This is a genomic window from Ruegeria sp. O5 (assembly GCF_056535105.1).
On the sequence record NZ_JBQERN010000005.1, the window covers coordinates 25,839 to 52,565 of the forward strand.

The following is a 26,727-nucleotide window of genomic DNA, read 5'->3' on the forward strand; positions in this document are numbered from 1 at the left end:
TCCGCTGCGATGGCGTCGCGGCGTTTAAGGGGATGATCGGCTCTCGGACCCCGAGACCGCCTGTCCTGAACGCCGGGACATGTGGCCGGGATTTGTCGCCCGGCAAAGATGAGAGACCAAGTGATGACCGACACAACAAAACGCCCCGAATTCTTTACCTGTCACAATGGTGACAAAGCGCCTTTGCCGTTCAGCAAGGGTGAGTATGATCGCCGTCTCAGGAGGCTTCGCAGCATTATGGCCGCACGTGATATTCCTGCGGTTCTGCTGACATCAATGCAAAATATCGCCTACTACTCGGGCTTTCTGTATTGTTCCTTTGGCCGTCCGTATGGCTGCGTGGTCACCCAAGAGGCCTGCACCACCGTTTCGGCCAACATCGACGCCGGGCAACCGTGGCGCCGGTCGGTCGAAGACAACGTGATTTATACTGACTGGAGGCGCGACAACTATTGGCGTGCGGTTGCAAGTCTGATCGGCAACGCCAAGCGGATCGGCATTGAAGGCGACCACATGACGCTGGCCGCTCGCGACACTGCCCTGCGGATGCTGGGTACCCCCGAGCTGGTAGACATCGCGTCGGATACAATGACCGCGCGCATGGTCAAATCCGCTGAAGAGATTGAATTGATCAAGGGTGGGGCACGCACCGCGGATGTTGGCGGGGCGGCGATCCATGCCGCCATCCGTGAAGGCGCAACTGAGATCGAGATTGCCATGGCGGGCCGTGACGCAATGGAAGAGGAAATCGCGCGCGCTTATCCAGACGCCGAATATCGCGACACCTGGGTTTGGTTCCAGTCCGGGCTGAACACCGATGGCGCACATAACCCGGTTACAAAACGCGCTCTGCAAAAAGGCGATATCCTGTCGCTGAACACTTTCCCGATGATCTCGGGCTATTACACCGCGCTGGAACGTACCCTGTTTCTGGGTGAGCCGGACGCTGACAGCCTGCGCCTTTGGAAGGCCAATGTGGCGGCCCATGAACTGGGCCTGAGCCTGATCAAACCCGGTGCGACCTGTTCAGGCATCACCGCCGAGATCAACCGTTTCTTTGCCGATGAGGGGCTGCTGCAATACCGCTCGTTCGGGTATGGCCATTCGTTCGGCATTCTCAGCCACTATTACGGGCGTGAGGCCGGTCTGGAACTGCGCGAGGATATCGACACCGTGCTGGAACCTGGCATGGTCGTTTCAATCGAGCCCATGCTGTGGATCCCCGAAGGGCAACCCGGTGCAGGGGGCTACCGCGAGCATGATATTCTGGTGGTGGGCGAAGACGGGGCCGAGAACATCACCGGCTTCCCATATGGGCCCGGCCACAACATCATCGATGCCTGATACAAAGAAGGGGGAGCAAACGCTCCCCCTTCATTTTTCGCGACCGGCGCGTTCGTGAAAGATAAAACCCAGGAAATTCAACAATAGCTGCGCGGCCAAAATCTGCGTGCTTTCGCTGGGGTCATAGGCTGGTGCCACTTCGACAAGGTCGATGCCGACGACATTGCCGCGTTTAGCGAGGCCCTGAAGGATTTCCAGAACGTCATAATACAAAAATCCCCCATGGCTTGGCGTCCCGGTCCCCGCCGCGATAGAGGGGCAAAAGGCGTCGATATCTATTGTCACATAATACCGAGCACCTTCGGGGATGCGTTCAAGAACGCCCCCGGTTCCCAGCTTTCTCGCCTGACGCACGGACAGGATGTCTGATCCACGTGCGCGTGCGTCCTCGTATCCTTCCTTGGCGGTTGACGAGACGTTTCGAATGCCCAATTGGGTCATCCCTGAGACATAGTCTTTCTCGATTGCCCGCCGCATGGGGTTGCCGTGGCCATTGGTGACACCGTGACGCTCGTCCACGAAATCCAGATGCGCATCGATTTGAACCACGTGGATCGGGCCGTTCTGTGCACAATCATCTTCAAACGCGGAAATGCAGGGAATGTTGACAGAGTGATCGCCGCCGATCACAAGCGGCAGCGCCCCGGCGGTCAGGATTTTGCGAACACCATAGGCGATGTTTTCGTGGCTGACCTCGGTCTTTGTGTGGACGATATCCGCATCCCCCAAATCCACGATACGCACGGAACTGTCCAGATAGGTTGCGTCGTCTTCGTGGTCATAGGCACCGGCATGTCCAAAACTGAACAGGGTCGAAGCCTCGCGCACGGCCCGAGGTCCGAACCTTGCCCCGGCGCGCCATTGCGTGCCGAAATCAAAGGGGGCACCAAGGACACAAACATCCGCATCAATATTATCCCAATCCTCGACATACGGAGATTTTCCAAAGGTCGATATTCCAACGAAAGGTAGGTTCAGTCGTCCTGACGCATATCCATGATCCTGCATTATCAATCCTTTCGCTGGTCATGCCGCCTTGCGTGCAATTGAACATGAGAAGGCGGTGCAATGAAATTAATTTTCTTCGATCAAACCATGTCTGGCGTTCAGACAGGTCTGATCCGGTGCATTCTTTCCGTTTAGCTGTTGGTCGTTTCGCCACAAACGAAAATTCAGAGGGGCAAGCTGGGGTACCGCAAAATCGTTCACGGCAGCGAGTGATTTTGCGGGCGATACACAGGTCCGGCGAAGCGGTGTTTTCATGGGTGCAGATGTTCAATCCCCGAAGGCTTTTACATCATGCCTGCCGCACAAGTTGCGAGCCGGGCGCAATCGTTGGCGGTGCGCTGTTCAGGGCGTCACGCGCGAAACCGGCGGCAGCTTTGTATTTGGCCATGAAACTGGCTCTTTCAGCCAAGGGAATGACCGTTTCAATATCGTCGAACACACCGGCACAGCGGTCGTTGACCAAATTCAACAGGCCAAAAGGCCCGGCACCCCGATTGCGAAGGACAAGGTTTGAAACCGGCCCGCACAGCGTGTCATCATAAGCCGCCAGCGCGGTTGGACCCACGCCATGCTTGAGCAAGCTGGCCCCCAAAACGCGGGCGTCCATGATCGCCTGGCTGGCCCCATTCGAACCGGTGGGGTACATCGGGTGGGCGGCGTCTCCGATCAAGGCAACCGGCCCGTCAACCCACGTTTCAACCGGATCGCGGTCGATCATTGGGTTTTCATATGTCACACCCGCACCGCGGATCAGAGCTGGAACATCCAGCCAATCATAGGTCCATCCGTCAAAATGATGCGCAAAATCCTTGGCCTCAACCTGCCGGAACCATCCGGTTGCCGCATGCGCGGCCGGGTCATCGTGGGTGACTTCGGCAATCCAGTTTATCAGCGCCAAGCCGGTTTCGGGGTCGGGGTGCGAGATCGGGTAGATCACCATTCGTTTCTTATGCGTACCCAGTCCGACAAAGGAGGAACCCGTGCGCACAGGCTTTGCCAGTGTTGTGCCGCGCCACATGACGGCACCTCCCCAATGGATCGGAGGTTGGCTTGGATGCATTTGGGCGCGGAGGGCTGAATGGATACCGTCGGCGCCGATCAGAATGGCACCGGTTTCGCGGATAGCCCCCTCGTCAGTTTGCAGCCGCACTGTAACCGTCCCATCCGCATTGATCTGGTACCCAGTGGCCCGAGCGCCAAGGCGTACGGCATCCGGGCCTGCGCGTTCGACAAACCGCTTGTAAAGCGCCATGTGAAACGCGCCGCGATGTACTGCGTATTGCGGCCAGTTGTAACCGGCGAAAGTTCCGCGCGGTTCCGAGTAAATCTCGCGCCCGTTCAACCCGACAAGCGCCCATTCCTGCGCAGGGACGCCGAACCCGTCCAGATCCTGAGCCGTGAAACCCAGATCGTACAACTCGCGCACGGCGTTGGGTTGCAGGTTTATTCCGACACCCAGCGGGCGCAGTTGCCGAACGCTTTCAAAGACGGTGCAGTCGATGCCAATCTGATGCAGTGTCAGTGCCAGTGACAACCCGGCAATTCCACCACCCGCGATAAGCACTTTTGGATCTGTCATGTTGTGTGCCTTTCAGTCCGATTGGTGGCGGGAATTGGTTGTCGATAATCGGCGCGTGTGGATCAAGCCTCAACCGCAAATGCGTTTGATCCGTTTCGGGGATGGATGAAGGCTCGCGGCGTTGCGCAGCCGCGCCCGTAGGCAGATCAGAGCGGTATCAATCGTCGTTTGCATGAACCCATGCGCCATCGCCGCGCTGTCACCCTGTTTCAGCTTTCGGCGAGCGGATTGCCAAGTGTTCAGTGCGTCCGAAATCGCATTGCATGTCCAATGCTCGGCTTCTTGTGAAACAAATTCGGCAAAGGCGTCGCCCGCAGGCCCTGCGGCCAGACGTGTTGCCAGCATACGCGCGTGTATGCCGTTGGCCCCTTCGTAAATCGAGGTAATTCGGGCATCACGATAGGTCTGCTCCAGCCGGTATTCGCGCAAATAGCCATAGCCGCCCAGTACCTGCATACCCAATTCGGCGGCCTTGATACCGGCTTCGGTGCAATAGACCTTGGCAACCGGGGTCAGAAAATCAACCAGGTCAGGTGACGTAGCCCGTTCCATGGTGACAAATGCAAGATGTGCAAGACTGCGGCTACTCATTGCCAGCCAGTCGATTTGATCCAGCATTCGGCGGATGTCGGCATGCTGATCCAGTTTCGCCGGTTGACCGTCGGCATTGCGTCCCTGCACCCTTTCACTGGCATAATCACTGGCAATGTCATAGGCCCGCGCGGCGTGCGCGACGCCCTGCAGGGCGACATCAAGCCGGGCGTGGTTCATCATGGTGAACATGGCCATCAGGCCTTCACCCTCGGCCCCAATCAATTCGGCTTTGGCACCATCAAATGCCAGCTGGCACGTGGGCGAGGCATGCAGGCCCATCTTTTCCTCGATGCGCGTTACGGTAGCTTGGTTGCGGCTGCCGTCTGTGCAGGAGCTGGGGCATAGAAACAGCGATAAACCTCTGACGCCGTCATCGGACGTGCGCGCAAGCACAAGATGCAGGATGTGATCGCTCATGTCCTGGTCACCGCCAGAGATAAAGATTTTTCCGCCCGTGACCTTCCAGCCATCCTCGGCAGGTTCCGCCCGGCAGCGCACGCGTGAAAGGTCAGATCCGGCCCCGGGTTCGGTCAGGCACATGGTGGCCAGAGTTTCACCCGAGGCCAGAGACGGAATGTACCGGTATTGCTGATCCTCTGTGCCAAAGCGCAACAAGGTACGCACCGCGCCCGGAACCAACCCCGTAACCATCTGAAGGCTGTGGTTTGCGCCCGAAAAAACCTCGGACGTGATGGCCAGCATCAAGGCTCCAAGCCCTTGACCGCCATATTCCTCAGGCACGGTGAGAGAGGGCCAGCCCTGTTCCGAATACGTGGCATAAACTTGGGCAAAGCCAGCCGGCATGGATACGCGACCGTTTTCCAGCGTGCATCCCTGCCTGTCTCCCGGCTCGTCCAGCGGGGCAATTTCACCTTGTGCGAAGGCGGCAAAATGTTCGCCGATCTCACCAGCCAGGTCAGCGTCCCAGTCTGGAAGCTCGGCAGCCCGGGCTACGTGGTTCAACGTGAATAAGATGTCCGTAAGCGGGGCTTCGAATGGCTTCATGATCATATCACCCGACAGCTGGTAAGTTCGGCGGTCACGACGCGGCCCGGTTCTGGCGGTTTGGCACTGTCGAATCTCAAAGTGACTGGGTAGGGACGCGATGGGGCAGGGGGCAGCATCACGGGGTCAGTCCCAGCAGGCGCGCGGCATTGCCTTTGATGATGTCCGGGCGCAGTTCGTCCTTGATATTGATCTTCTCGAAATCCGACAGCCAGCGTTCAGGAGTGATCATTGGCCAGTCGGACCCAAACAGAACCTTTTTCCTGAGGATCGAGTTGCAGTATTTCACCAGGATCTCGGGGAAGTACTTTGGTGACCAACCGGACAGGTCGATATAGACGTTGGGCTTGTGCTGCGCCACGGACAGAGCCTCTTCCTGCCAGGGAAATGACGGGTGGGCGAGGATAATCTTCATATCCGGAAAATCGACGGCGACGTCATCCATGAACATCGGGTTCGAGTATTTAAGCCGCATTCCGTTACCGCCGCGCATGCCCGAACCGACACCGGTCTGGCCCGTGTGAAACAGGGCGATGCAGCCTTCCTCGGCGATTGCCTCGTAAAGGTCATAAGCCATACGGTCATTGGGGTAGAACCCCTGCATCGTCGGATGAAACTTGAACCCTTTGATACCAAATTCGCGGATCAGGCGGCGCGCCTCGCGTGCGCCCATCTTGCCCTTGTGCGGATCGATTGACGCAAACGGGATGAGCACATCGTCATTTTCCGCCGCCAAAGCGGCAACTTCTTCGTTCTTGTAGCGCCGATAGCCGGTCTCCCGCTCGGCATCGACCGGGAAGATCACCGCGGCTATGTTTTGCTCACGATAGTGCTGTGCAGTTTCGGGAACCGTAGGCGGGTGGCTCCACGGAGCGCCAAAGTAGTTGGCCATGGTTGCCTGCAGGTCGTCATAGCCATCATCCGAGTGGCACCCGCAGGGTTCTTCAGCGTGGGTGTGAATGTCGATTGCGCGAACCTTGGAGATATCGACCATCTGTTCGTTCCTTTCTCAGATCTTTACGATTGCCGGGTCGGCGTCGTCATAAAGACGCACAAGTAAATTTTGCCGCCGTGTCAGTATTTTGCGGAAATTGAGGTTCCCCTTGGCGGTCATTTCGCCCTCGGGCATCGAGGCGGGCTCGCTAAGGACAATGGCGCGACCGATCCGTGTGGAACTGCCCGGTAACTCGCGTGCGCGCTCTGTCAGGCGGCGGTGGATTTCGCCTTGCAACAGTGCGCAGCGGTAGGCGCCACTGTCGTCGCTCAGGTCAAATCCTTCCCGCTTCAACTCGGCGACATCGGGAAAGACCAGGACGCCGATCTCATTTCGGTCGGCACCTGTAATGACCAGATCTGAGGCAAGAGGCGCAAGACAGGTCAACAAGTCCATCCGCAATTGCGCGGCACGCACCCATGTACCGGTCAGCAACTTGAAATCTTCAGAAATCCGGCCATCGAATTTCATACCTTTGTTTACGTCCTGCGGGTCGATGAACCGCATGGCGTCGCCGGTAATGAAAAACCCTTCTTCATCGAAAACACTGGCCGTCTTTTCGGGTTCGTTGAAATACCCGGGCATCACGTTTGGCCCTTTGATGCGCATTTCGCACCGCATGTCTTCATCCGGTATCAGCTTGAGTGTCACGCCGTTCATCGGAACGCCAACAACCCCGGAACGATCAATGGGCTCGGACTGCATCATTGTGGCGGGCGCTGTCTCGGTCAGTCCCCAGGATGAGGTCATCAGCGGTATCTCACCTTTGACATCCAGCACCATCTGTTCAAATCCAGACCAGATGTCCTGTGGCAGTGAAGCGCCCGCATAAAAGATCAGATCAAGTTCTTCGAAGAACCGCTGACGCAATTCGCCATCCCGCTGCAATGCGCCCAGCAGCATGCCGTAACCTACGGGAACATTGAAGCTGAGCGTGCCGGTGACCATGGACAGGTTTTCCAGCGTCCGCTCAAACAGACCAGCTACCGGTTTGCCGTCGTCGATGTAGAAGCTTCCGCCGTTGGCGAGCATCATGTTGAAATTATGTGATCCGCCAAAGACGTGGTTCCATGGCAGCCAATCGACCACACGGGGCGGACGCGTGCGCAGAAATGGCAACGCGTCGGCCAGCATGGTCTGGTTCACACACATCATGCGTTGGGTCGTGATGACCCCCTTCGGGGCCGAGGTTGAACCGCTGGTCATCAGGATCTTGGCGACGGAATCGGGGCCAACCAGTTCATAGGCGGCCGCAAGATCGACACTGACATCCCCTTTGAGAAGTTCGTCGAACGCTGTGACCTGACTGTTCCTGCCTTGTCGGCTGGCTACGATTTCGACCCCTTGAAGCGCATCCAGTTCCAGCGCCTCTCGGTATTGATCCCCATCGACGACATAGGCCATCTTCGGGCGCACCAGTTCGATGGCATGGCGCAGGCGGCCGTGCGCGCCATGGATCAACGCGTACTGCTCAGCCACGGGGGCTGTTGGTATGCCGATATACTGAGCAGCAAGGCTTAGCAGACCGTGATCGACACCGTTACCGCTCATGATCAGGATCGGTGTGTCAGGCCCCATCCCACGCCCCAATAGCGAGCTTGCGATGGCTCGCACCTTTTCAAGCGTGGTCGCATAGCTTTCCTTGCGCCATCCCGCGCCGCTGCGTTCAGCAATGAACGTGCGGTCAGGCGCGTCCGAGGCCCAGGCGTGCAGCCAGACACCGGTTTTGTCGACGACAGGACCAAGAGTGTGGTTCGATTTTAGCAGGATGGAGCCGTCGGCCCGATCTTCGCGCGAAACAGAATGCACCAGGTATTCCGATGTGCGTTGCATGATCAGCCCCTTTCCCTCGCTTTTTCGATCGTCCTGAGGGCATCGAAAACGGTGGTGATGGTTGCGTCATCCAAACCGGCCAGCAGCTTGCCTTCGTGGGCGGTAACCGCGGCGACGGCCTTTTCATATAATTGCCTGCCCGCCAGTGTCGTCCTGAGGGCATAGGCGCGCCGGTCGGTGGGTACCCGGTCGCGGACGATCAGTTCCCTGCGCTCCAGCTCGTCAATGATGACGACAAGGTTTGGGCGCTCGATATCCATTGCGTCAGCCAGTTGGGACTGCCGCAAACCGGGGTTATCGACGATGAGAACCAGTGCCGTATATGTCAGCATTCGCAGATCAAAGGGCCGCAGAGTTGTTGTCAGGTCTTCCTGCACCACATTGAAGGCCCGTTTCATGCGATAACCGACAAAGCCCCGCAGCGTGGCATCGCTGATCGTGTTTGGCGCGCTGTCTTCTGGCGTGTGTTCATGTTTCCTTTTCATGTGTTCACCTGAAGTTCGGGGCGCGCTTTTCAAGAAAGGCCCGCAGTCCTTCCTGGGCATCCGGTGTTGTTTGCGACAGGGCCGCGGCCAGCGATTCAGTAAACAGCCCGTCGTTTTGCGACATTTCATTGATCCGCGCGACCGCCTGAATCATCAGATAGTTTGACAGTGGCGCGTTTCGGGAAATCTTACCTGCCAGCTTTTGGGCCAGCGCCAAAGCCTCGCCTTCACCCACGCTATAATGTGCAAGCCCCAGCGATACCCCTTCGTCGGCACCATATTTGCGGCCGGTCAACATCATCTCGGTCATCCGATCGGCCCCCAGCAGGCGACCGACCCGCGCGGTCGCACCGCCGCCGACAAATATTCCGCGTCGGCCTTCGGGAAGCTGAAAGATCGTCGAAGGTTCAGCGATGCGAACATGTGTTGCCGCGGCAAGTTCCAGCCCGCCGCCGATCACGGCACCAAACATGGCCGAGACAACCGCAAGCCCACCAAACTGGATCTTGTCCATGACACTGTGCCAGTGGCGGGAATGATGCAGGTTTTCCTCGGCTGTACGATGAACATGCTCGGACAGGTCCAATCCGGAACAATAGTGCCCTTCAGTTCCGATCAGTATCACCACACGTACATTTTTGGGTGGTGCAGAAAAGAAATCATCCAGCGCGCCCAACAGTTCCTCGCACATCGCGTTTCGCTTGTCGGGGCGGTTCATGGTCAGGGTCGCGATGGATCCGTTGACCTCAATGTTCAGGATTTGGCTGTCCATGGGGAACTCCTTACCGGGTCGGCAGACGAACGGCGCCGTCAAGTCGAATAGTGGTGCCATTCAAAAACGGGTTTTCAACGATCTGTTCGGCGAGCATTGCGAACTCGCGCGCTTCGCCAAGGCGGGCCGGGAAGGGAATGTTCGCAGTGATCTTGGCAGTGACCTCTTCCGGCAAGCCTTCCATCATTGGCGTGTGGAACAGGCCAGGTGCGATGGCCATCACCCGAATACCCGACTGTGCGAGTTCCCGTGCGGCAGGCAGGCACATCGAAGCGATTGCCCCTTTGGACGCGGCATATGCCGCTTGACCCAATTGACCGTCCTGCCACGCAACCGACGCCGTGTTGATGATCACACCGCGTTCACCGTCAGCCAGCGGGTCCAGCTCGGCCATGAGTCTCGCTGCGTGGCTCATCACGTTGTAAGTGCCAAAAAGATTTACGCGCAGAGTTTTCTCGAACACGTCGAAGGACAGCTTGCCTTCGCGCCCGACGATCCTGGCCGCCATGCCGACGCCTGCACAACTGACGGCGATTCTGGGCGCCGACCCGAAATGGGTTATTGCCTTCCCAAACGCGGCACTCACGGCGGCCTCGTCACTGACATCGGCTTGCAGGGCAAGGCCACCAATTTCGTCAGCGACTGCATTCGCACCTTCAGCATTGAAATCCAAAACGGCAACGTTTGCTCCGCTGGCGGCGAAATGCCTTGCCGTTGCAGCACCCAGTCCGCTTCCGCCACCGGTTACCAGGGCGATACATCCACTTAACTGCATGGTGCTCTCTCCAGTTTGGTATGTTCAATCATTGTTGTGCCTCATATCTATTGTCGGATGAGCCCGCCTCGGACCGCTGATGGTGATTTAGCTAGGGGATCAGGAACAGAGTAATGGCCGGAAACAGCACCAGGATCATGACCCGAATGATGTCAGAGGTGACAAACCACATCACCGCCTTGTAAGTTTGGGTCATCGGGGTTGAACGATCCATGGCGTTGATAATGAACAGATTCATTCCGACCGGAGGGGTGATCAGCCCGACCTCGACAACGATCAGAACCAGAATACCGAACCAGATGGCCACATGTTCGGGGCTCATGCCGAAATCCAGTGCGCTGATGACCGGAAAGAAGATCGGGATTGTCAGCAGGATCATTGACAGGCTGTCCATAAGACATCCAAAGATCAGATAGAACACCAGGATCAGGCACAACACCATCCACGGGCTGAGCCCAAGTCCAACGACCCAGCCAGACAGTTCCTGCGGTACCTGAGTGAGCGCTAGGAAACTGTTGTACAGCCCCGCGCCCAACACGATGAAGAAGATCATCGCCGTGCTTGAGGCCGTGGCAATGATGCTTTCGACGAAGACCTGCCAGTTCAGATTGCCCGAGATCAATGCGATCAGCCCGGTTCCCGCCGCCCCCACGGCTGCGCCTTCGGTTGGGGTGAACCAGCCAAGATAGATGCCACCAACAACAAGGCCAAAAACCAGCAGGACAGGCCAGACATCCAGCAGTGCCCGTACGCGTTCAGGATAAGGGATCGCTTCGCGGGTGCCGGCGGCGTCAGGATACATGCGCACATAGATCGAAATCGTGATGATATAGCCGAGCGCTGCCAGAATGCCGGGGACAAAGGCCGCGAGAAACAGCTTGGCGATATTCTGTTCCGTCAGGATCGCATAGATCACAAGGATCACCGAAGGCGGGATCAGAATGCCCAATGTGCCGCCAGCAGCAAGCGTTGCGGTCGAAAACCCGCCGGAATAGCCGTAGCGGCGCAGTTCGGGCAGCGCGACACGGCTCATCGTCGCGGCGGTGGCCAGGGAGGACCCGCAGATTGCGCCAAATCCGGCACAAGCGCCAACTGCCGCCATGGCGACGCCCCCTTTACGGTGGCCCAACCAGCTTTCGGCCGCTTTGAACAAGGCCGAAGACATGCCCGACAATGTCGCGAACTGCCCCATCAGCAGGAACATCGGAATGATCGTCAGCGAATAGCTGGAGAAGGTAGAGTAGGTTTCGGTTTTGAGCTTGGCCATGAACATGCTGGTGCCACCCATGGCAAAATACAGCCCGCCAATCCCGCACAGCAACATGGCAAGGCCAATCGGCGCGCGCAGGAAAATCATGATAAGAAGTACGGGAAAGGACACGTAGCCCAGTTCGAGCATGGTCAATGTGCGGCCTCCCCGCGATAGGGCAGGATATGACGCCCGGTGACAAGCTCGATGACCTGCGCGACGGCGCAATAGACAGCAACAAGTGATGCGACAAGGGCGGCAACAAAGCTTAGCCCATAGGCCCACCAAACAGGAAATTGCAGCAGAAAGGTCGTTTCACCATAGTCCAGCTTGTTTTGCATGCCGACAAACAGGCGCCATGTAATCAAAAGGATGACAAGCGACAGGATGATTTCCCAGAACGTGATGATCACCTTGTTCACCTTAGCCGGAAGGGCGTTTGTGAATACATCGACCGTGGCGTGAGAGCCGTAGAGCTGGCAGATCGGCAGGAACGAGAAAATGGCGAATGCAACGCCGGCTTCGACCAGTTCAAAATCGCCATTCACCGGCCCGACGCCCGATGCAATCAGCGCATTTGCTGCTGCTTCCGACAGTGACGTCAGAATGTCCGAGTGACCCAGCGTGTTCAAGCCGCGCCCCAGCACGCTGACACAGGTCAGCAGGACCAGCGCAGTCAGAACCACACCGCCGAGAACGGCCATGAAGCGCGCGATGCGCTCAACCAGTTTCTGCATGATCAACTCCAAAGGGATTGCTCTCCCAGCGGGAAATAGCGCCGGAAGAGCGACCGGATCAGTTGCCGGAGTATTGCGAAATCAGTTCGAGCGCGCGGGCGCGCAAGCCGGTTCCGTCCAGACCTTTTTCATCCATCTCGGCGATCCAGGCGTCAGTGGTCGGCTGTGATGCTGCCTTCCATTCCGCAACCTGTTCCGGGCTCAGCGTGATGATGTTGTTGTCGCGTTCCATCGCCTGCTTGTGTGGCCCGTCATCATCGGCCTGCATCTGCTTGCCTGCGAAGGCCGAGAATTCAGCGCCCGAGTTGGCGTCGATGATGGCCTTCAGATCATCCGGCAATGCATCCCAGCGGTCCTTGTTCATCGCGAAGATGAAGGTGGTGGTATATAGCGTGTCGTCGCCAAAGGTCGTGTGGTTCCCGACCAGCTCGTTGACCTTCAGGGCGCCTGTCACTTCCCAGGGAATCACAGTTGCGTCGATCACGCCTTTAGACAGCGCTTCAGGTACCGCGGGAACAGGCATGCCAACGGGGGTTGCCCCAAGCGAGCTGAAAAGGCCGTTCGTTACGCGTGTCGGTGCGCGCAGCTTTACACCGTTCAGATCTTCGATGCTTTCGATCGGCTCCTTTGAATGGATTAGACCGGGCCCGTGCACCCAGAGCCCGAGAACTTTGAACTGCTTGAAGTCATCGTCCATCATGGTTTCTTCGGCCAGATCCCAATAGGCGCGTGAGACGGCTTCTGCATTCGTCATGGTGAACGGCAGTTCGAACACTTCGGTCCGGGGAAAGCGGCCCGGCGTATATCCGGACACCGTCCAGACAATGTCGGCCACACCATCAATGGCCTGGTCGATCAGTTCGGGGGGTTTGCCCCCAAGCTGCATGGACGGAAACCTTTGAATTTCGATCCGGCCATCCGAATCCGCTTCGACCTTGTCGGCCCAGACATCCAGAACGTTCTTGGGTACGTTGGCTTGTGCTGGCAGGAATTGGTGCATCCGCAGTGTCACTTCGGCCGCAATGGCAGTGGTTGACATGGCGCCAAAAGCAATCGCCGCCACTGCAGATTTGAGTATGGTTCTGCGCAAGTTGGTCATGGTCTCCTCCCTAGATGACCTATGAGTATCATCCCCTGTTCATGATTGCTCATATTAGTTATGTTTTATAACGATTTTGATCCACTTTCTTAGTGTTTGGTTTCAGGTCCTTTTCGGAAAACAGAATGCTCACACATGTGAACCTTTTCGTCGAAACGCTACGCAACAGACAGGTTATGCGCGGACGCCAAGTTATCCTCTCAGGATTACATTGCCCTCGGTTGGCTCAAAGGTAAATTGAGATTTCTTAGATTTTAGTTTCTGTTTTCGGTAACTAAAGCGCGAAAACGGTGGATTTGCTTTCCCTGTTTCAATTGGACCAGCGCCCGCGGTGGAATTCAAGACCGTGTGTTATCGTCGGTGACAGCTTCAACTGCCTTGCCTGCGAGCTTCAGGAAAGTTTCGCGTTCATTCGGAGTTAGCCCTTCGAGTATCTCGTTTTGCAGGTCAATTACGACTGGCGCAGCTGCCGCTAGGATGTCTTTTCCTTTTTCGGATAAGGTGACCTCTCGCGCGCGTCTGTCACGTTGACTGACCGAGCGTTTGACGTAGTTTTTCTGCTCCAGCCGGTCGATAACCCCGCCGATTGTTGCGCGGTCATAGGCGATTTTCGCTGCGACTGTCGCCTGATCAATGCCGGGTTCGGCGCGAATTGTTTCAAGTGCTGCGTACTGAACGGATGTAAGGTCGATCCCGGCCTCCTGCATCCGGACCGAGAACACGTGGGTTGAAATCTGATTGAGCCTGCGGATGAGGTGACCCGCCATTCCGTAAATACTCATTCAAAACCTCCGAAATCACTTTACACCGTCACTTTTTCAGAACTACCGCGGCAATTAGTGAGTGTACATATCTTTGTTGACAAGAAATAGTAAGTATAGTTATTAAAATTGCAGGAACCTGCGGAGGAGGGGACAATGCAATATTACGTTGATGGATTTCGTCCGGGTGATCCGGATATCAAACCGGCTGCGTTCGGTCACCACAACCACCCCACAACCCTCCCCGAAAAGGTTGATGTTCTGATCGCGGGTTGTGGACCGGCCGGGCTTTGCCTTGCGGCGCAACTGGCCGGGTTCGCCGAAATTTCGACAATGATCGTGGATCAAAAACCGGGTCCGATGGAGAAAGGCCAGGCGGACGGTGTCAACGTCCGTTCGATGGAGATGTTTCAGGCGTTTGGTTTCGCTGAGAGAGTGAAGCGCGAAGCGTATTGGGTCAACCAAACGGCATTCTGGACGCCCAATCCCGCAAACCCGGACCACATCCGCCGGGCGGGCACGGTGCAGGACGTGGCCGACGATCAATCCGAGATGCCACATACCTTGATGAATCAGGCCCGGATTCATGAGCTGTTTCTGGACGTGATGAGAAACGCTCCAACGCGGCTGCAACCCCATTACGGGCTTCGTGTCAGCGATTTGACGATTGATACCGGTTCCACGGATCACCCTGTCACGGCCGAGCTTGAACGCCTGGGCGATGATGGTGACGTGGTAAAACGGCTTACAGTACGTGCGAATTATGTCGTAGGCTGTGACGGTGCACGCAGCAATGTGCGCAGGGCTATCGGGGGTAAGCTGCAAGGCGACGCCGCACACCAGGCGTGGGGCGTTATGGACATATTGGCGAATTCCGATTTCCCCGACTTGCGGCGGAAATGTCTTGTTCAATCGGCATCGGAAGGAAACGTTCTGATCCTTCCGCGCGAAGGCGGATACCTGTTCCGAATGTATGTCGAGCTTGACAAACTGAACCCGGATGAGCGGGTCGCCAACCGCAATCTAACGGCTGACCATATCATCGCTGCCGCGAACCGGATCATGCGTCCTTATTCCATCGACGTAAAAGAAGTCGTTTGGTGGTCGGTCTACGAGATCGGCCACAGGTTGACCGACAAGTTCGACGATGTCCCGCAGCATGAAATTGCAACACGTACCCCACGCGTGTTCACGGCGGGCGACGCCTGCCACACCCATAGCCCCAAGGCGGGTCAGGGGATGAACGTGTCGATGGGCGATACATTCAACCTGGGTTGGAAACTGGTGCATGTGCTGACAGGAAGGTCAATGCCTGACCTTCTTCACAGCTACTCGGCCGAGCGTTTGCAAGAGGCCAAAAGACTGGTCGAAACCGACCATAAATGGGCCCGGATCATGAGTGCGCCACCGGGCGAGTCAGAGCTTGACGGCACCGACATGCCCCGATTTCAAAAACAGTTTATCGAAAATCTGGAATTCACCGGCGGGCTTTCGGTTCACTATGGGCCTTCGGACTTGGTCGCCGAACCGGTTCACCAGCATCTGGCGCGTGGGCTGGTTATAGGCAAGCGATTTCATTCCGCACCAGTTGTCCGGCTTGCGGATGCCATGCCTATGCAATTGGGACATGTGGCCGAAGCGGATGCGCGTTGGAGGCTCTATGCCTTCGCTGGACAGGGAGACGCAGGTACGCAAGGCGGATCGATCCATCACCTTTGCGAGGCTTTGCAAAGCGATCCGAACTCTCCTCTGCGACGGTTTGCGCGCCCATACGAAGACATCGACGGTTTGATAGACCTTCGGGCCATCTTCCCGCAGGATTTCAAATCGCTGAATTATGAAGATATGCCGTCTCTTTTGAAACCCGAGAAGGGCAGGTACCGCCTGCGCGACTTCGAAAAGGTTTTTTGTGTTGATCACAAGAGGCGCGAAGACATCTACGAAATGCGCGGAATTGACCGGATAAAGGGCTGTATGGTCGTCGTCAGGCCGGACCAATATGTGGCGCATATCCTGCCATTAGAGTGTCACGCTGACCTGTTTGACTTCTTCTCCAGGCTGTTTGTTTCGGGCGGCGGTTGATAAGTGCGACGTCTTAGACCGCAATGGACAGAGGCTCCGGGGGGAGAATGGATTGTTGCATCGGTGCATGGTTCGGCAAGATTACCGCCTGGGCAAATCTGGATTGGCGCTTGAAGCCGCCCGTGTCGCAGGAAGGCTCTCTAGCCAGTCAGCTAAGCGCGGGTATTTCAGGACGCGTTTAACGCGGCCAGAACCTCGGTGCTCACCACAACACCGTCAGCCTCGGCTGCCGCCCGTTTGGCCAGACGCCCATCACCCGGAACACGGGCGTTCCCATTGCCGACAATTTCTGCGCAAATGCGCGCGATATATTGATTGAAGTCCGCGTTGCCGAACCGCGTCGGATCAATCGCTATCAGTGTCGCACCGCCTTTGATGTTAAGGGCTCCGAACGTCTCGCGTTCTTGATTGTCCACGGAAAGGGTTCCACCAGCCAGGGCGGCACCCAACACCTCAACCATGAAAGCGATTGCGGCGCCCTTGTGCTCGCCAAAAGGTAACAGGCTGCGGGTTTCCAGGATGGCGTTCGGGTCCGTACTGGGTTGGCCGTCAGGATCCAGCCCGGAGGGGCGGGGCAGGTCGTGCCCCTCGGCTGCGGCCATGCGGATATCCATCAAAGCAACCATTGAAGACGCCTGATCCCAGACTATCGGCGCACCGTCCTCGCGCGGGCAGGCAAAAGACATCGGGTTGGTGCCAAAAACCGGGCGCACCCCGCCTTGCGGCACCACCATGGACAATGAGTTGATCACGGCGAAAGCTACCAGACCAGCCTCGGCCAGCGGTTCGGTGTCAAACCGCAACGCGCCCAGATGGTGGCAATTTGCGCAGGTGAACGCGGCAATGCCGTATTCCTGCGCCATTTCGATCAACGTGTCGCGGGCTTCTGCTGCGGCGACCTGATAATATCCGTTATCGGCATCACCGCGCAAAACGCCCGGGGCAGCCTTTTCTACCTTGGGTTTCGCATTGCCGTTTGCATAGCCCGAGGTGAAGCTTTGGACATAGACCGGTAGCATACGCAATCCGTGGCTGCGCGGTCCGTCCCGCTCGGACCGGGTAACAATGTCGGCCAAAATATCGCTGCCCTGTGCATTAACTCCGGCAGAAACAAGTACGGATTTCGCCAGCGCCCGAACCTCGGCAAGAGTAAGCGTTTTGGTCGATTGTTCGGTCATCATTTCAAATCCAGTCTTTTTACTTCAGGGGTTAGGCACGCGCACGCGCGTTGGTGGGATCAACGGCGCAAGTATCGATCACCTCGGCATCGCGCATTTCGTAATGGACCAACACCTGCATCCTTGTACCCGGCGCGGTCATATCGTTTGGTACAAGTGCCATCGCTATGTCGTGGTTGCAATAATAAGAGAACCCACCCGACGTAACGCGCCCGATCAGTTCACCGTTTGCATAAACACCCTCATCGAACATCACCGAAGTTTCGCCAAAGGGAAGTTTCAACGTGACCAGCCGTTTGTGATTGCCCTCGCTTCTCTGCTTCTCCAGCGCCGCTTTTCCGATGAACTCGCGCCCCTCGGTGACGACAAACCGATCAAGGCTGGCCTCATACGGTGTCATGTCCTTGCAAATCTCGCGGTTGATGGCGCGATAGGATTTTTCAAGGCGCATGGACTCCAATGCCTCAAGACCGAAGGGTTTTACACCGGCTTTCAAAAGCAGGTCGACAAGGTGTCGGTTATACCCGACAGGATGGTGCAGTTCCCAACCCAGCTCGCCTGTGTAAGATACCCGAAGCAGGTGTACGTCTTTGGCATAGCCCACTTCACCCTTTTGCGCAGAGAGCCAGGGAAAAGCAGCATTCGACAAATCGTTGTCGGTCAGCGGTTGCAAAATCTCGCGCGCCTTGGGACCGGCCAGAGCGATCACACCCAACTGTTCCGAAACGTCTTCAAGGATAACCGATTGATCTTGTGGTAACAGACGTTGCAGCTGATCCCAGTTATAGGCGCGCCAATTCGGGGTCGAGACCAGATAGAAATCATTCTCGGCATAGCGGACAACTGTGTATTCCGCATCCATGCCACCATTGGGGTTTAGCAAAAGCGACAGGCTCATCCGGCCCACCTTGGGCATTTTGTTTGCCATCAGACCGCCCAGCCACCGCGCTGCGCCGGGTCCGCGTACAGTAAACTTGGTCATCGGCGACATCTCGATGAACCCGGCCTCTTCGCGGGTGGTGTGCACTTCCTCCTGAACGCGTTCCAAGTGGTTGGTGCGGCGGAAAGAATGTTCGGGGATCGCCTCTTGCGGCGATTTGGCGAACCAGCGCGGGAATTCATAGCCGTTGAAGCTGGTCCAGACTGCGCCATGCGCCGTCAGCAGATCGTAAGACCCCACGGTTTTCATCGGACGCGCGTTCGGGAAATCTTCGCCGGGGATATGCGCGTTCATATGCGTGCCCCAGGTTTCGCGAACCTTGTCCATGGTCCAGCGTTTGGAGGCGTAGTCAGAGAAACGGCGCGGATCCAGCTCCGACATGTCCATGCCCGGATCACCATCGACGATCCAGCGAGCCAGCCGTTCGCCCACGGTGCCGCCCCACAGAATGCCACCGGGCATCCCTTCGGCCAGCCACAGGTTTTTGTGCCCCGGAGCTGGCCCGGCAAGTGGCAATTCGTCCGGCGTCATTTGGAAGGGGCCGCGCGTGTTGGCCTTGATGCCCACCTCGCCAAGAACCGGCACCCGTTCGATTGCCCGTTCCCATTGGGTTTCCACGGCATCGAAATCCTCGGGCAAGAGGTCTGCGCCAAAGTCAGGCGGCACGCGGTCTTCGGCAAACAGTTTTAGGTCCTTGGTGAATTCATAGGGCCCGAACTGAATGCCACCGACATCTTCGCGCATATATGCGCCGTAATCTTCATCCCGCAGGATCGGGAACTCGGGCAAACCCTGCGCACGACGTTCCTTGAGCAGCGGAACGGTTTCCGTGGTCCAGTACTGGTGAACGATGGGAATGCAGGGCAGGTCCAGCCCAACGCGCCGGGCATTTTCACGGGCATAGTTGCCGGTGGCAAAAACCAGATGCTCGCACGTGATCTCTCCCTGATTGGTGGTCACTTTCCAATGACCGCTTTCCAGCTTTTCATACGCCTGTGCTTCGGTGTTCTGATAGACTGTGGCGCCCGCATCCCGCGCCAGCTTTGCCATTGCCATGGTGATGTCGGCCGGGTTCACATAGCCGTCCTCGGTATGCAGGATACCGCCGCGAATATGCTCGGACTGGTTCAGAAGGGGATGAACATCGGCAATTTCCGCGGGCGTCAGCAGTTTGCAGGGCACACCTGCAGCCTCGGCAATCGAGATATATGACTGGAATTCATCCCAACGTTCCTGTGTGTTGGCAACGCGCAGCTGACCCACTTTACGCAAGCCTACCGACGTACCCATCTTCTGTTCGACTTCTGAATAGATGCGGATGGTTTCTATCGTCATCTTCGACACGTTATGGGACCGCACGAAGGTGACCAGCAGACCGGCGGCATGCCAGGTCGAGCCTGAGGTCAGCGTGGTTCGTTCCAGCATCACCGCATCGCTACAGCCGTGCTGTGTCAGACCGTACAGAAGGGACGCGCCCACACATCCGCCGCCAACGACAACAACTTTGGCATGTGATTTCATTTGCCGATTTCCTTCTTGCGACTGATCATGGTGTCAGACGCTCTGCCTGCCCGAAATCAGTAAGATGAGAACGTTCCGAAGTTTTTACGGAAACATGGCGCCAGACAATCGCAAAAAATCTCTCCTGCGGCTTAGTTCAGGTCACCTCTCACCGGGTGCCTTCGCATTGGTCGCTGTCTGGGTCCCGGTCATTCGGTGCTGTCCAGCACGGCATCAATTTTTATGTGCCTTGTGTTGTTTCACCTTGTTATGTTAGCGCAAACTGTGCCAGTGAAGCCTGATACCTTTGCAAAACTGGGTTTCTGTTGCCTACGTATTGCGGCTTACAAGTGGGAGGAACAGGTGTATCTCGGTCTTGATTTGGGGACGTCAGGTCTTCGGGGAATTGTGGTCAGTGAAGACGGCGACGTCGTTGCCGAGGCCGAAGCAAGCGTGAATACATCGACACCGCATCCGGGCTGGTCAGAGCAAGAACCTGCGGATTGGGTTGAAGCGTGTCAAAAGGTCGTTGCCCAGTTGCGCGGGCAAAACAACGCTGCGGTTTCGGCAGTGCGTGGCATTGGTCTTAGCGGGCATATGCATGGCGCGACGCTTCTGGACCGAAATGGTAGCGTCTTGAGGCCCTGTATCCTTTGGAACGACACCAGGTCTGCCCGTGAAGCTGCCGAACTGGATGCGCTTTCCGCGATGCGATCAATCACCGGAAACATCGTTTTTCCCGGCTTCACTGCGCCTAAACTGGAATGGGTGCGCAGGCATGAACCTGACGTTTTTGAAAAGACTGCCAAAGTGTTGCTCCCCAAAGATTATTTGCGCTTCTGGTTGACCGGAGAATACATCAGCGACATGTCTGACAGCGCGGGTACCGCGTGGTTGGACGTCGGATGCCGTGAATGGTCGGAAACAGCGCTTGAGCTAAGCCACATGCGTCGGGATCAGATGCCCGAACTGGTCGAAGGCAGCGCCGCCGGGGGCGAGCTGAGGGCGGAGATTTTGCAGCACTGGGGTCTGACCGGACCCGTTGTTGTTGCAGGTGGGGCAGGTGACAACGCAGCGGCGGCCTGTGGTATTGGAAGCATCGCCGAAGGCAGCGGTTTTCTATCGCTGGGAACGTCGGGTGTGCTGCTGGTTGCCAAGGACAGTTACGCGCCCGCACCGGAAACGGCGGTTCATTGCTTCTGCCACGCGGTGCCGGAGCGCTGGATTCAAATGGGCGTCATCCTGTCGGCGACCAACAGCCTGAACTGGCTGTCCCGGAACCTCGGCCAATCCGTTGGCGCACTCGCATCGGCGTTGCCGGATACCGTCACCGGGCCGTCGAAGACAATGTTCCTGCCATACCTGTCGGGGGAACGTACCCCTCATAATGACAGCGCCATCCGGGGGGCATTCATGGGGCTGGATATTGCGTCAGATCCAGCGGATCTTGCACAGTCCGTGATGGAAGGTGTCTCGTTCGCGCTGCGTGATTGCCTTGAAGCCCTCAGGAGCACGGGAACAAAGCCTGAAAGCCTGATGGTCGTCGGCGGGGGTGCACGATCCCGGTTCTGGGTCGAGACGCTGGCAACTGTTCTGAACATTCCGCTTGCCTTGCCCAAAGGCAGTGAATTCGGAGCCGCCATCGGAGCGGCGCGCCTTGCTGCCTGTTCAGTAATTGGTGCAGACCCGGCGGAGCTCATGACATCGCCAGAAACCTCAGAAATTGTTCAGCCGCGCGCGGGGTTATTCGACGCCTATGAGGCTGAATATCAAAGATACCGCCGGTTCTATGCCGCTCTATCCCCCCTGTCTGCGCCATGATGAAGGGCGCCACTTCCGTACCCATCGAACAGGTTGTTCTGGAAGATGGCGCGATGTCAGTTTCCCTGCTGAGCTATGGGGCGATCACACAAGGGTGGTGGATCGGTGAAACGCCCCTGATCCTGGGCTATCCAAACCCGCAGGAATATCTGACCGACCCTTATTACATAGGCGCAATCGTGGGTCGCGTCGCCAATCGGATCGGTGGCGCAAAGTTTAAAATGCAGGATGGCGCTTATCGCCTGTCAACGAATGAAGGGGAAAACACGCTGCATGGCGGTGTGGTCGGGCTGTCACGCAGCCACTGGATTATCAGGAAGACCAAGCAGAACCGTGCAGTTCTGTCCTTGACGTCACCTGACGGCGCTGACGGTTTTCCCGGAGAAATCAGGTTCGAGATTCATGTCGAGCTGGCTTTTCCACGGCTGAATTACACGATCACCGCATGGCCGGACCGGCCTACGCCGATCAGCATTGCGCAGCACAATTACTATACTCTTGGGTGCCAAAGCGGTATTCTTGACAGCCGATTGACCCTGAATTCCAAGCGGGTACTGGAACTGGACGACAGCTCCACTCCGACAGGCGTCGTGGATGAGATCGAAAACCAAGCGCTGGATTTCTCATCCCCGCGCGTTATCGGTGATGAGGGGCGTGGCATTGACCACTACTTCGTGTTTGAAGAGGCGGGCAATTTCGATCGACCGGTTGCCACAGTCGAAACACCGTCAGGTTTGCGCATGAATACCTACTCTGATCAGCCCGGCGCGCAGGTCTATTCCGCCGCGCACCTGTCCGATCCTTTCACGCCATGCGCAGGGCTTTGCATTGAGCCTTCCGGTTACACGGACGCTGTGAACCACCCATTGTTTCCGTCCGTCATCTATTCTCCGGACAATCCGTATAAACAAGTTCTGACGTTGGAAATCGCAGAGGATCAGGCATGAAAGTTGCGATATCGGTGTATGCTCTGGCCCTTTGCGTGACACTGTCGGCGGCGCAGGCGCAAGACCTCGGGCCGCTTCCTCAATTTGTAGAACCGGACCTTGTCAAGGTCGAACTGGGACAGTTGCTGTTTTACGACCCGATCCTGTCGGGGAACAAAAACATCAGCTGCGCCACTTGTCATCATCCGAAACTGGGAACGTCAGACGCGCTGTCTCTGGGTATCGGCGAAGGCGGTGTGGGGCTGGGGGCAGCGCGCAGGCTTGATCAGGAAAACATGCCCGAGCAGCGCATTCCCCGAAATGCACCGGGGCTGTGGAACCTTGGGGCGCTGGAATTCACCACCTTCTTTCATGACGGGCGTCTTGAGGCAGACCCGTCACAGCCTGACGGGTTCCGAACGCCCTTGGGCACAGATATGAGGCCGGGCTTCCAATCTGCACTGGCCGCGCAAGCGATGTTCCCGGTCTTGTCGGCTGACGAAATGGCCGGCCACTATTCGGAAAACGAAGTGAGCAAAGCCGTACGTCTTGGGTTGCTGACCCAAAAGGACGGCGCATGGGAGCTTATCGCGGCGCGTGTTGCCGCAATCCCGGAATACAGGGCGCGCTTTGACCAGCTCGCGCCCGGAGAAGAGATCACTTTTACCGCAATCGCCAATATCATTGCCGATTTCATCGCCTTTGAATGGCGCGCTGACAACAGCCTGTTTGATCGCGCGATGCAGGGGAAAGAGGCGCTGCCCGAACAGGCACAAATGGGGCTCGACCTTTTTTACGGCAAAGCCGGGTGCAGCACCTGCCATTCCGGTTGGTTCCAGACGGATCATGGATTTCATTCTATCGCCATGCCGCAAATCGGGCCGGGAAAAGCCGCCCGGTTCGAGAACCATTTTCGCGACGACGGGCGATTGCGTGTGACGGGCAATGCGGATGACGCCTTCACATTTCGCACGCCATCCTTGCGCAATGTGACCCTTACGGCACCCTATGGTCACAACGGAGCCTACGCGCGGCTTGAAGATGTTGTCCGTCATCATCTGGATCCGGTCGCAGCTTTGCGCAGCTATTCGGTCGAAAAAGCAGCGTTGCCAGAGTTTCCGGGCGCGGAAGATCAAAAAGCCTTGCTCGACCCCACGCTGACCGAGGCGATTGCCGTGTCGAATGATCTGGCCCCAATCAGCCTGAGTGATGATGAAGTAAACGCCATTTTGAGCTTTCTCAGCACATTGGAAGACCCGGCGGTCCGGCTGGGTGTGCCAGCGCATGTTCCCAGCGGTTTGCCTGTTGATCAATGATCAGCGGTCGATGCGAAGCACTTGGTTGCTTCTGAAGGTCTGCCAATCACCAACTGTACCGTCCGGCCAGATAACCCGCAGCTCCAGTTCGTCCGCGTTGCCCAGGCCAAAGTGGTGAAGTCCAGAGATGCCACTTGCGTGACCACCGCCAATGGTCACTTCCCGCGTTTGGACTCTGTCGGAGGTTTTGACTTCAATGAAGCTGCCGACAGCTGCGCGGTTGGGACGATCCTGGCCAAGATCAACCTGAACCCAGTTTCCAAGCTGTTGTTCGTTCTGAAATATCTCAAGTTCCGACCCGCGATTGACCACGACCAGATCAAGCGATCCATCCCCATTCAGGTCGGCCAAGGCTCCACCGCGGGACTTGCCCATGGAGGCGACACCCGCCGCTGAGGCAGCTTCGAAAAACTGGCCATTTGCGGATTGCAGCAACAGGTTGTTGGGGTCGGTTTGCGCCGCATCAGGCATCTGTTCGACATTGCCCTTGGCGACAAATATGTCGTCGCGCGCGTCGTTATTGACGTCGCCGAACTGCGCATGCCAGCCGGTTGACGGGCGACCATCGCCACCGACATGCGGCCTGTGCGCCGTTGTCCCCCGGTCATAAGTCGCGTCGCGCCATGTCGGCCCCTCGGCCGTGGGATCAAAGATCTGAAACTTTTGATCCCCCATCGAGGTCAGGTAAACATCAGGGAAGCCGTCCCCTGATATATCCCTTGATGCAATCCCCATGCCCCAGATCGAATAGGGCAGCCACCCATCTTCCGGCGCGTAAAGGCGTGGCGTGTCTTCCATAGCCCAAAGCTGCTCTTGCCCGCCGCGTACATAGTAATGGCGGTCGTTACTGACACGCAGGTCCGCGCGCCCGCTGCGCGCCCAGTCGGAAAACAGTATGGACAAGGAACAATGTCCCGGTACCAGGTGGAGAGGTGGGCCATAAGCCGTCCCTTCGGGGCGATACAAAAGCGTCGGCCCGCAGGCTTCAAACGGGCCATCGGGATTGGTTCGGTCGACATATGTTCCAAAAGCCAGTGTCGGCAGGGATTGACCGCTTTCCCAAGTGGCGGAAAAACCGGTGGTCCAGTGTTCCTGAGACTGGAAATTCAACGAGGTGAACGGTTCGAATGCGCAATTCGCCTTGCCACGCAACAAAACGTCTTCACCAACACGCAAAACCGCCAAGTCCACAAATCCGTCCCCGTCGATATCCACTGGGTAGGCGCCGGTCACGCCGGTCAGGGACAGTGCGCTTGGCGTTTCTGACCGAAAACTGACATTGGGTCCTGATGTGTTGACAAACAATTGCGCCGGATTGGTTCCCCCTGCGGCAAACAGCTCGGGCCGATCATCGCCGTTGCAATCGAAAACGGCGACGCCTCCGCCGACGAAGTGCTCCCATCCGCCGTCGTAAACATGGCTCGGGACGTCGATACTGTGAAACTGCGGCAGGCTGATGTCAGCCATGGCGGTGGAAGCTGTCGCTAGCAGGATCGTCAGTTCAACTTGCATTTTCCGCCAGTTCCCTGACTTTCAGGATCGAGACTTGTTCGATCCCATAGGCCGCTGCCCCTTTTGCCCACATTGAATCCCCCCAATGGTTTACGTTGATTTCAGGCAGTGGCGCGTCAACGCTGACGACACCGTTTTTGATGCGGGTCATCACTGCGTCGGAATGCAGGTATTCAAAGCTGCCTCGGGTGCCGGACAGAATGATACATTCCGGGTCGAACAGATTGATCAGGTTGGAAAGCCCCATTCCAAACATCTGGCCAGCGCGGGACAGAACTGAAATGGACCGGGCATCACCGGATTGGGCGGCGGCGTGAATATCAGCAAGAGTGTGCGGGTCAGTAGCCTGGCTGGCAATGGTTGCCTCGCGGATCAGGGCATATTCCCCAACATAAGCTTCAAGGCATCCGCGTTGCCCACACTGACATAACGCGCCATCCAGCTGAACTTTGACATGCCCGAATTCCGCGCCGCAGCCGCGCTCGCCGCGATATAGTTTGCCATCCAACACAATGCCCAGACCAATGCCGTGTTCTATCGTGACAACCAGAAAGTTCTTCAGCCCTTTGCCAAGCCCGAAAAGCTGTTCGGCCTTTGCAACCAGATTGGCGTCATTCTCGATAAACGCGGGGCAGGGGAGCACTTGGGACAGAAGCGGGCTCAGATCCACATTGCGCACTGTCAGCGAAGATGACCAATGTACAAAATTCCGCTCTGCGTCGACCAGTCCGGCAATTCCGATGCAGACGCCGGAAACCTCTGTCAGGGACCTGCTTGCAGAGGCGCAGGCCTGTTCCAGCGCCGTGCAAATCTTTTTTGCAAACGCTTCCGGGGCCATCCGGGCCTCTTCCAACGGATGTGTGTAGGAGATGATCTCAGTGCCTTCAAAATCGACCAGGATGACTGAAATCTGGTGCCGGGCCACTTTTACACCGGCAATCAGGTGACATCCGCCATGCAGTTTCAGCAGCACACGTGGTCTGCCGCGGCGCGCGGATTTTGACGGTGTTTCGCTTTCGATTTCCTGAATCAGACCAGCCGAAAGCAGATCTGAAGTTGCTGTTGTCACTGTCGCCGGGCTGGTCTCAAGCGCGCTTGCAATGTCGATCCGCGATATCGCTCCGGTCGACCGGATTTGTTCCAGCACGCGCAAACGGGTGATGTTTCGTTGATCCGTAGCGTTTGAAGAAACCTTGCTTTTCAGCATTCTGCCCTCG

General features: G+C 57.2%; 21 protein-coding genes. 5 read left to right on the forward strand and 16 right to left on the reverse strand.

Annotated features, from left to right (window positions below; genetic code table 11):
- The first annotated feature begins 123 nt into the window (after positions 1 to 123).
- The gene (locus ACR0M3_RS09170) at positions 124 to 1,344 is read left to right on the forward strand and encodes an aminopeptidase P family protein (RefSeq protein ID WP_480910381.1); all 1,221 of its coding nucleotides are present in this window, start codon (positions 124 to 126) and stop codon (positions 1,342 to 1,344) included.
- 30 nt (positions 1,345 to 1,374) lie between these two features.
- Here ACR0M3_RS09170 and speB read toward each other — a convergent pair whose 3' ends face one another.
- The 12 genes from speB to ACR0M3_RS09230 all read right to left on the reverse strand — a co-directional run bounded on the left by speB (position 1,375) and on the right by ACR0M3_RS09230 (position 14,256).
- Complete coding sequence (gene speB, locus ACR0M3_RS09175) at positions 1,375 to 2,352, reverse strand: agmatinase (RefSeq protein ID WP_480910382.1); 978 nt, start codon at positions 2,350 to 2,352, stop codon at positions 1,375 to 1,377.
- A 289-nt stretch (positions 2,353 to 2,641) separates the two neighbouring features.
- Positions 2,642 to 3,931, reverse strand: coding sequence for a flavin-dependent oxidoreductase (locus ACR0M3_RS09180; RefSeq protein ID WP_480910384.1), 1,290 nt, complete (start codon positions 3,929 to 3,931; stop codon positions 2,642 to 2,644).
- A gap of 69 nt (positions 3,932 to 4,000) precedes the next feature.
- Complete coding sequence (locus ACR0M3_RS09185; RefSeq protein ID WP_480910386.1) at positions 4,001 to 5,530, reverse strand: acyl-CoA dehydrogenase family protein; 1,530 nt, start codon at positions 5,528 to 5,530, stop codon at positions 4,001 to 4,003.
- A gap of 118 nt (positions 5,531 to 5,648) precedes the next feature.
- Positions 5,649 to 6,524, reverse strand: a complete 876-nt coding sequence (locus tag ACR0M3_RS09190) for an amidohydrolase family protein (protein WP_480486123.1) — start codon at positions 6,522 to 6,524, stop codon at positions 5,649 to 5,651.
- Between the two features lie 15 nt (positions 6,525 to 6,539).
- Positions 6,540 to 8,357 (reverse strand): feruloyl-CoA synthase, encoded by a 1,818-nt coding sequence (locus tag ACR0M3_RS09195; RefSeq protein WP_480910389.1) that lies wholly within the window; start codon positions 8,355 to 8,357, stop codon positions 6,540 to 6,542.
- Between the two features lie 2 nt (positions 8,358 to 8,359).
- The gene (locus tag ACR0M3_RS09200; protein ID WP_480910391.1) at positions 8,360 to 8,842 is read right to left on the reverse strand and encodes a MarR family winged helix-turn-helix transcriptional regulator; all 483 of its coding nucleotides are present in this window, start codon (positions 8,840 to 8,842) and stop codon (positions 8,360 to 8,362) included.
- Between the two features lie 4 nt (positions 8,843 to 8,846).
- On the reverse strand, positions 8,847 to 9,614 hold the full coding sequence (locus tag ACR0M3_RS09205; protein ID WP_480910393.1) for a crotonase/enoyl-CoA hydratase family protein: 768 nt from the start codon (positions 9,612 to 9,614) through the stop codon (positions 8,847 to 8,849).
- A 10-nt stretch (positions 9,615 to 9,624) separates the two neighbouring features.
- The gene (locus ACR0M3_RS09210) at positions 9,625 to 10,389 is read right to left on the reverse strand and encodes an SDR family NAD(P)-dependent oxidoreductase (protein ID WP_480910396.1); all 765 of its coding nucleotides are present in this window, start codon (positions 10,387 to 10,389) and stop codon (positions 9,625 to 9,627) included.
- A gap of 91 nt (positions 10,390 to 10,480) precedes the next feature.
- The gene (locus ACR0M3_RS09215) at positions 10,481 to 11,794 is read right to left on the reverse strand and encodes a TRAP transporter large permease (protein WP_209504353.1); all 1,314 of its coding nucleotides are present in this window, start codon (positions 11,792 to 11,794) and stop codon (positions 10,481 to 10,483) included.
- Positions 11,791 to 12,375, reverse strand: coding sequence for a TRAP transporter small permease (locus ACR0M3_RS09220; RefSeq protein ID WP_480481631.1), 585 nt, complete (start codon positions 12,373 to 12,375; stop codon positions 11,791 to 11,793). Before ACR0M3_RS09220 ends, ACR0M3_RS09215 begins: the two co-directional genes overlap by 4 nt.
- A 58-nt stretch (positions 12,376 to 12,433) precedes the next feature.
- The gene (locus tag ACR0M3_RS09225) at positions 12,434 to 13,474 is read right to left on the reverse strand and encodes a TRAP transporter substrate-binding protein (protein WP_480910399.1); all 1,041 of its coding nucleotides are present in this window, start codon (positions 13,472 to 13,474) and stop codon (positions 12,434 to 12,436) included.
- Positions 13,475 to 13,812: 338 nt separating this feature from the next.
- Positions 13,813 to 14,256 (reverse strand): MarR family winged helix-turn-helix transcriptional regulator, encoded by a 444-nt coding sequence (locus ACR0M3_RS09230; RefSeq protein ID WP_480486113.1) that lies wholly within the window; start codon positions 14,254 to 14,256, stop codon positions 13,813 to 13,815.
- A 135-nt stretch (positions 14,257 to 14,391) separates the two neighbouring features.
- On the opposite strand from ACR0M3_RS09230, the gene ACR0M3_RS09235 reads away from it, so the two are divergent.
- The gene (locus ACR0M3_RS09235) at positions 14,392 to 16,317 is read left to right on the forward strand and encodes an FAD-dependent monooxygenase (RefSeq protein WP_480910402.1); all 1,926 of its coding nucleotides are present in this window, start codon (positions 14,392 to 14,394) and stop codon (positions 16,315 to 16,317) included.
- 167 nt (positions 16,318 to 16,484) lie between these two features.
- Here the strand turns inward: ACR0M3_RS09235 and ACR0M3_RS09240 are convergent, their stop codons facing one another.
- A complete protein-coding gene (locus ACR0M3_RS09240; RefSeq protein ID WP_480537521.1) occupies positions 16,485 to 17,495 on the reverse strand; it encodes an Ldh family oxidoreductase in 1,011 nt (336 codons plus the stop codon).
- Positions 17,496 to 17,526: 31 nt separating this feature from the next.
- Positions 17,527 to 19,956 (reverse strand): GcvT family protein, encoded by a 2,430-nt coding sequence (locus ACR0M3_RS09245; protein WP_480910405.1) that lies wholly within the window; start codon positions 19,954 to 19,956, stop codon positions 17,527 to 17,529.
- 342 nt (positions 19,957 to 20,298) lie between these two features.
- On the opposite strand from ACR0M3_RS09245, the gene xylB reads away from it, so the two are divergent.
- Genes xylB through ACR0M3_RS09260 form a run of 3 tightly spaced genes read left to right on the forward strand, consistent with a single transcriptional unit; the run spans position 20,299 to position 23,998 of the window.
- Positions 20,299 to 21,756, forward strand: a complete 1,458-nt coding sequence (xylB, locus tag ACR0M3_RS09250; RefSeq protein WP_480910407.1) for a xylulokinase — start codon at positions 20,299 to 20,301, stop codon at positions 21,754 to 21,756.
- Entirely contained in the window at positions 21,756 to 22,703 is a 948-nt protein-coding gene (locus tag ACR0M3_RS09255; protein WP_480910410.1) for an aldose epimerase family protein, read from the forward strand. Before xylB ends, ACR0M3_RS09255 begins: the two co-directional genes overlap by 1 nt.
- Entirely contained in the window at positions 22,700 to 23,998 is a 1,299-nt protein-coding gene (locus ACR0M3_RS09260) for a cytochrome-c peroxidase (protein ID WP_480910412.1), read from the forward strand. Before ACR0M3_RS09255 ends, ACR0M3_RS09260 begins: the two co-directional genes overlap by 4 nt.
- On the opposite strand, the gene ACR0M3_RS09265 is transcribed toward ACR0M3_RS09260, so the two are convergent.
- Both ACR0M3_RS09265 and ACR0M3_RS09270 read right to left on the reverse strand, forming a co-directional pair.
- Entirely contained in the window at positions 23,999 to 25,510 is a 1,512-nt protein-coding gene (locus ACR0M3_RS09265; RefSeq protein WP_480910414.1) for a CRTAC1 family protein, read from the reverse strand.
- The gene (locus tag ACR0M3_RS09270) at positions 25,500 to 26,717 is read right to left on the reverse strand and encodes an ROK family transcriptional regulator (protein WP_480910416.1); all 1,218 of its coding nucleotides are present in this window, start codon (positions 26,715 to 26,717) and stop codon (positions 25,500 to 25,502) included. Before ACR0M3_RS09270 ends, ACR0M3_RS09265 begins: the two co-directional genes overlap by 11 nt.
- Between the last annotated feature and the right edge of the window lie 10 nt (positions 26,718 to 26,727).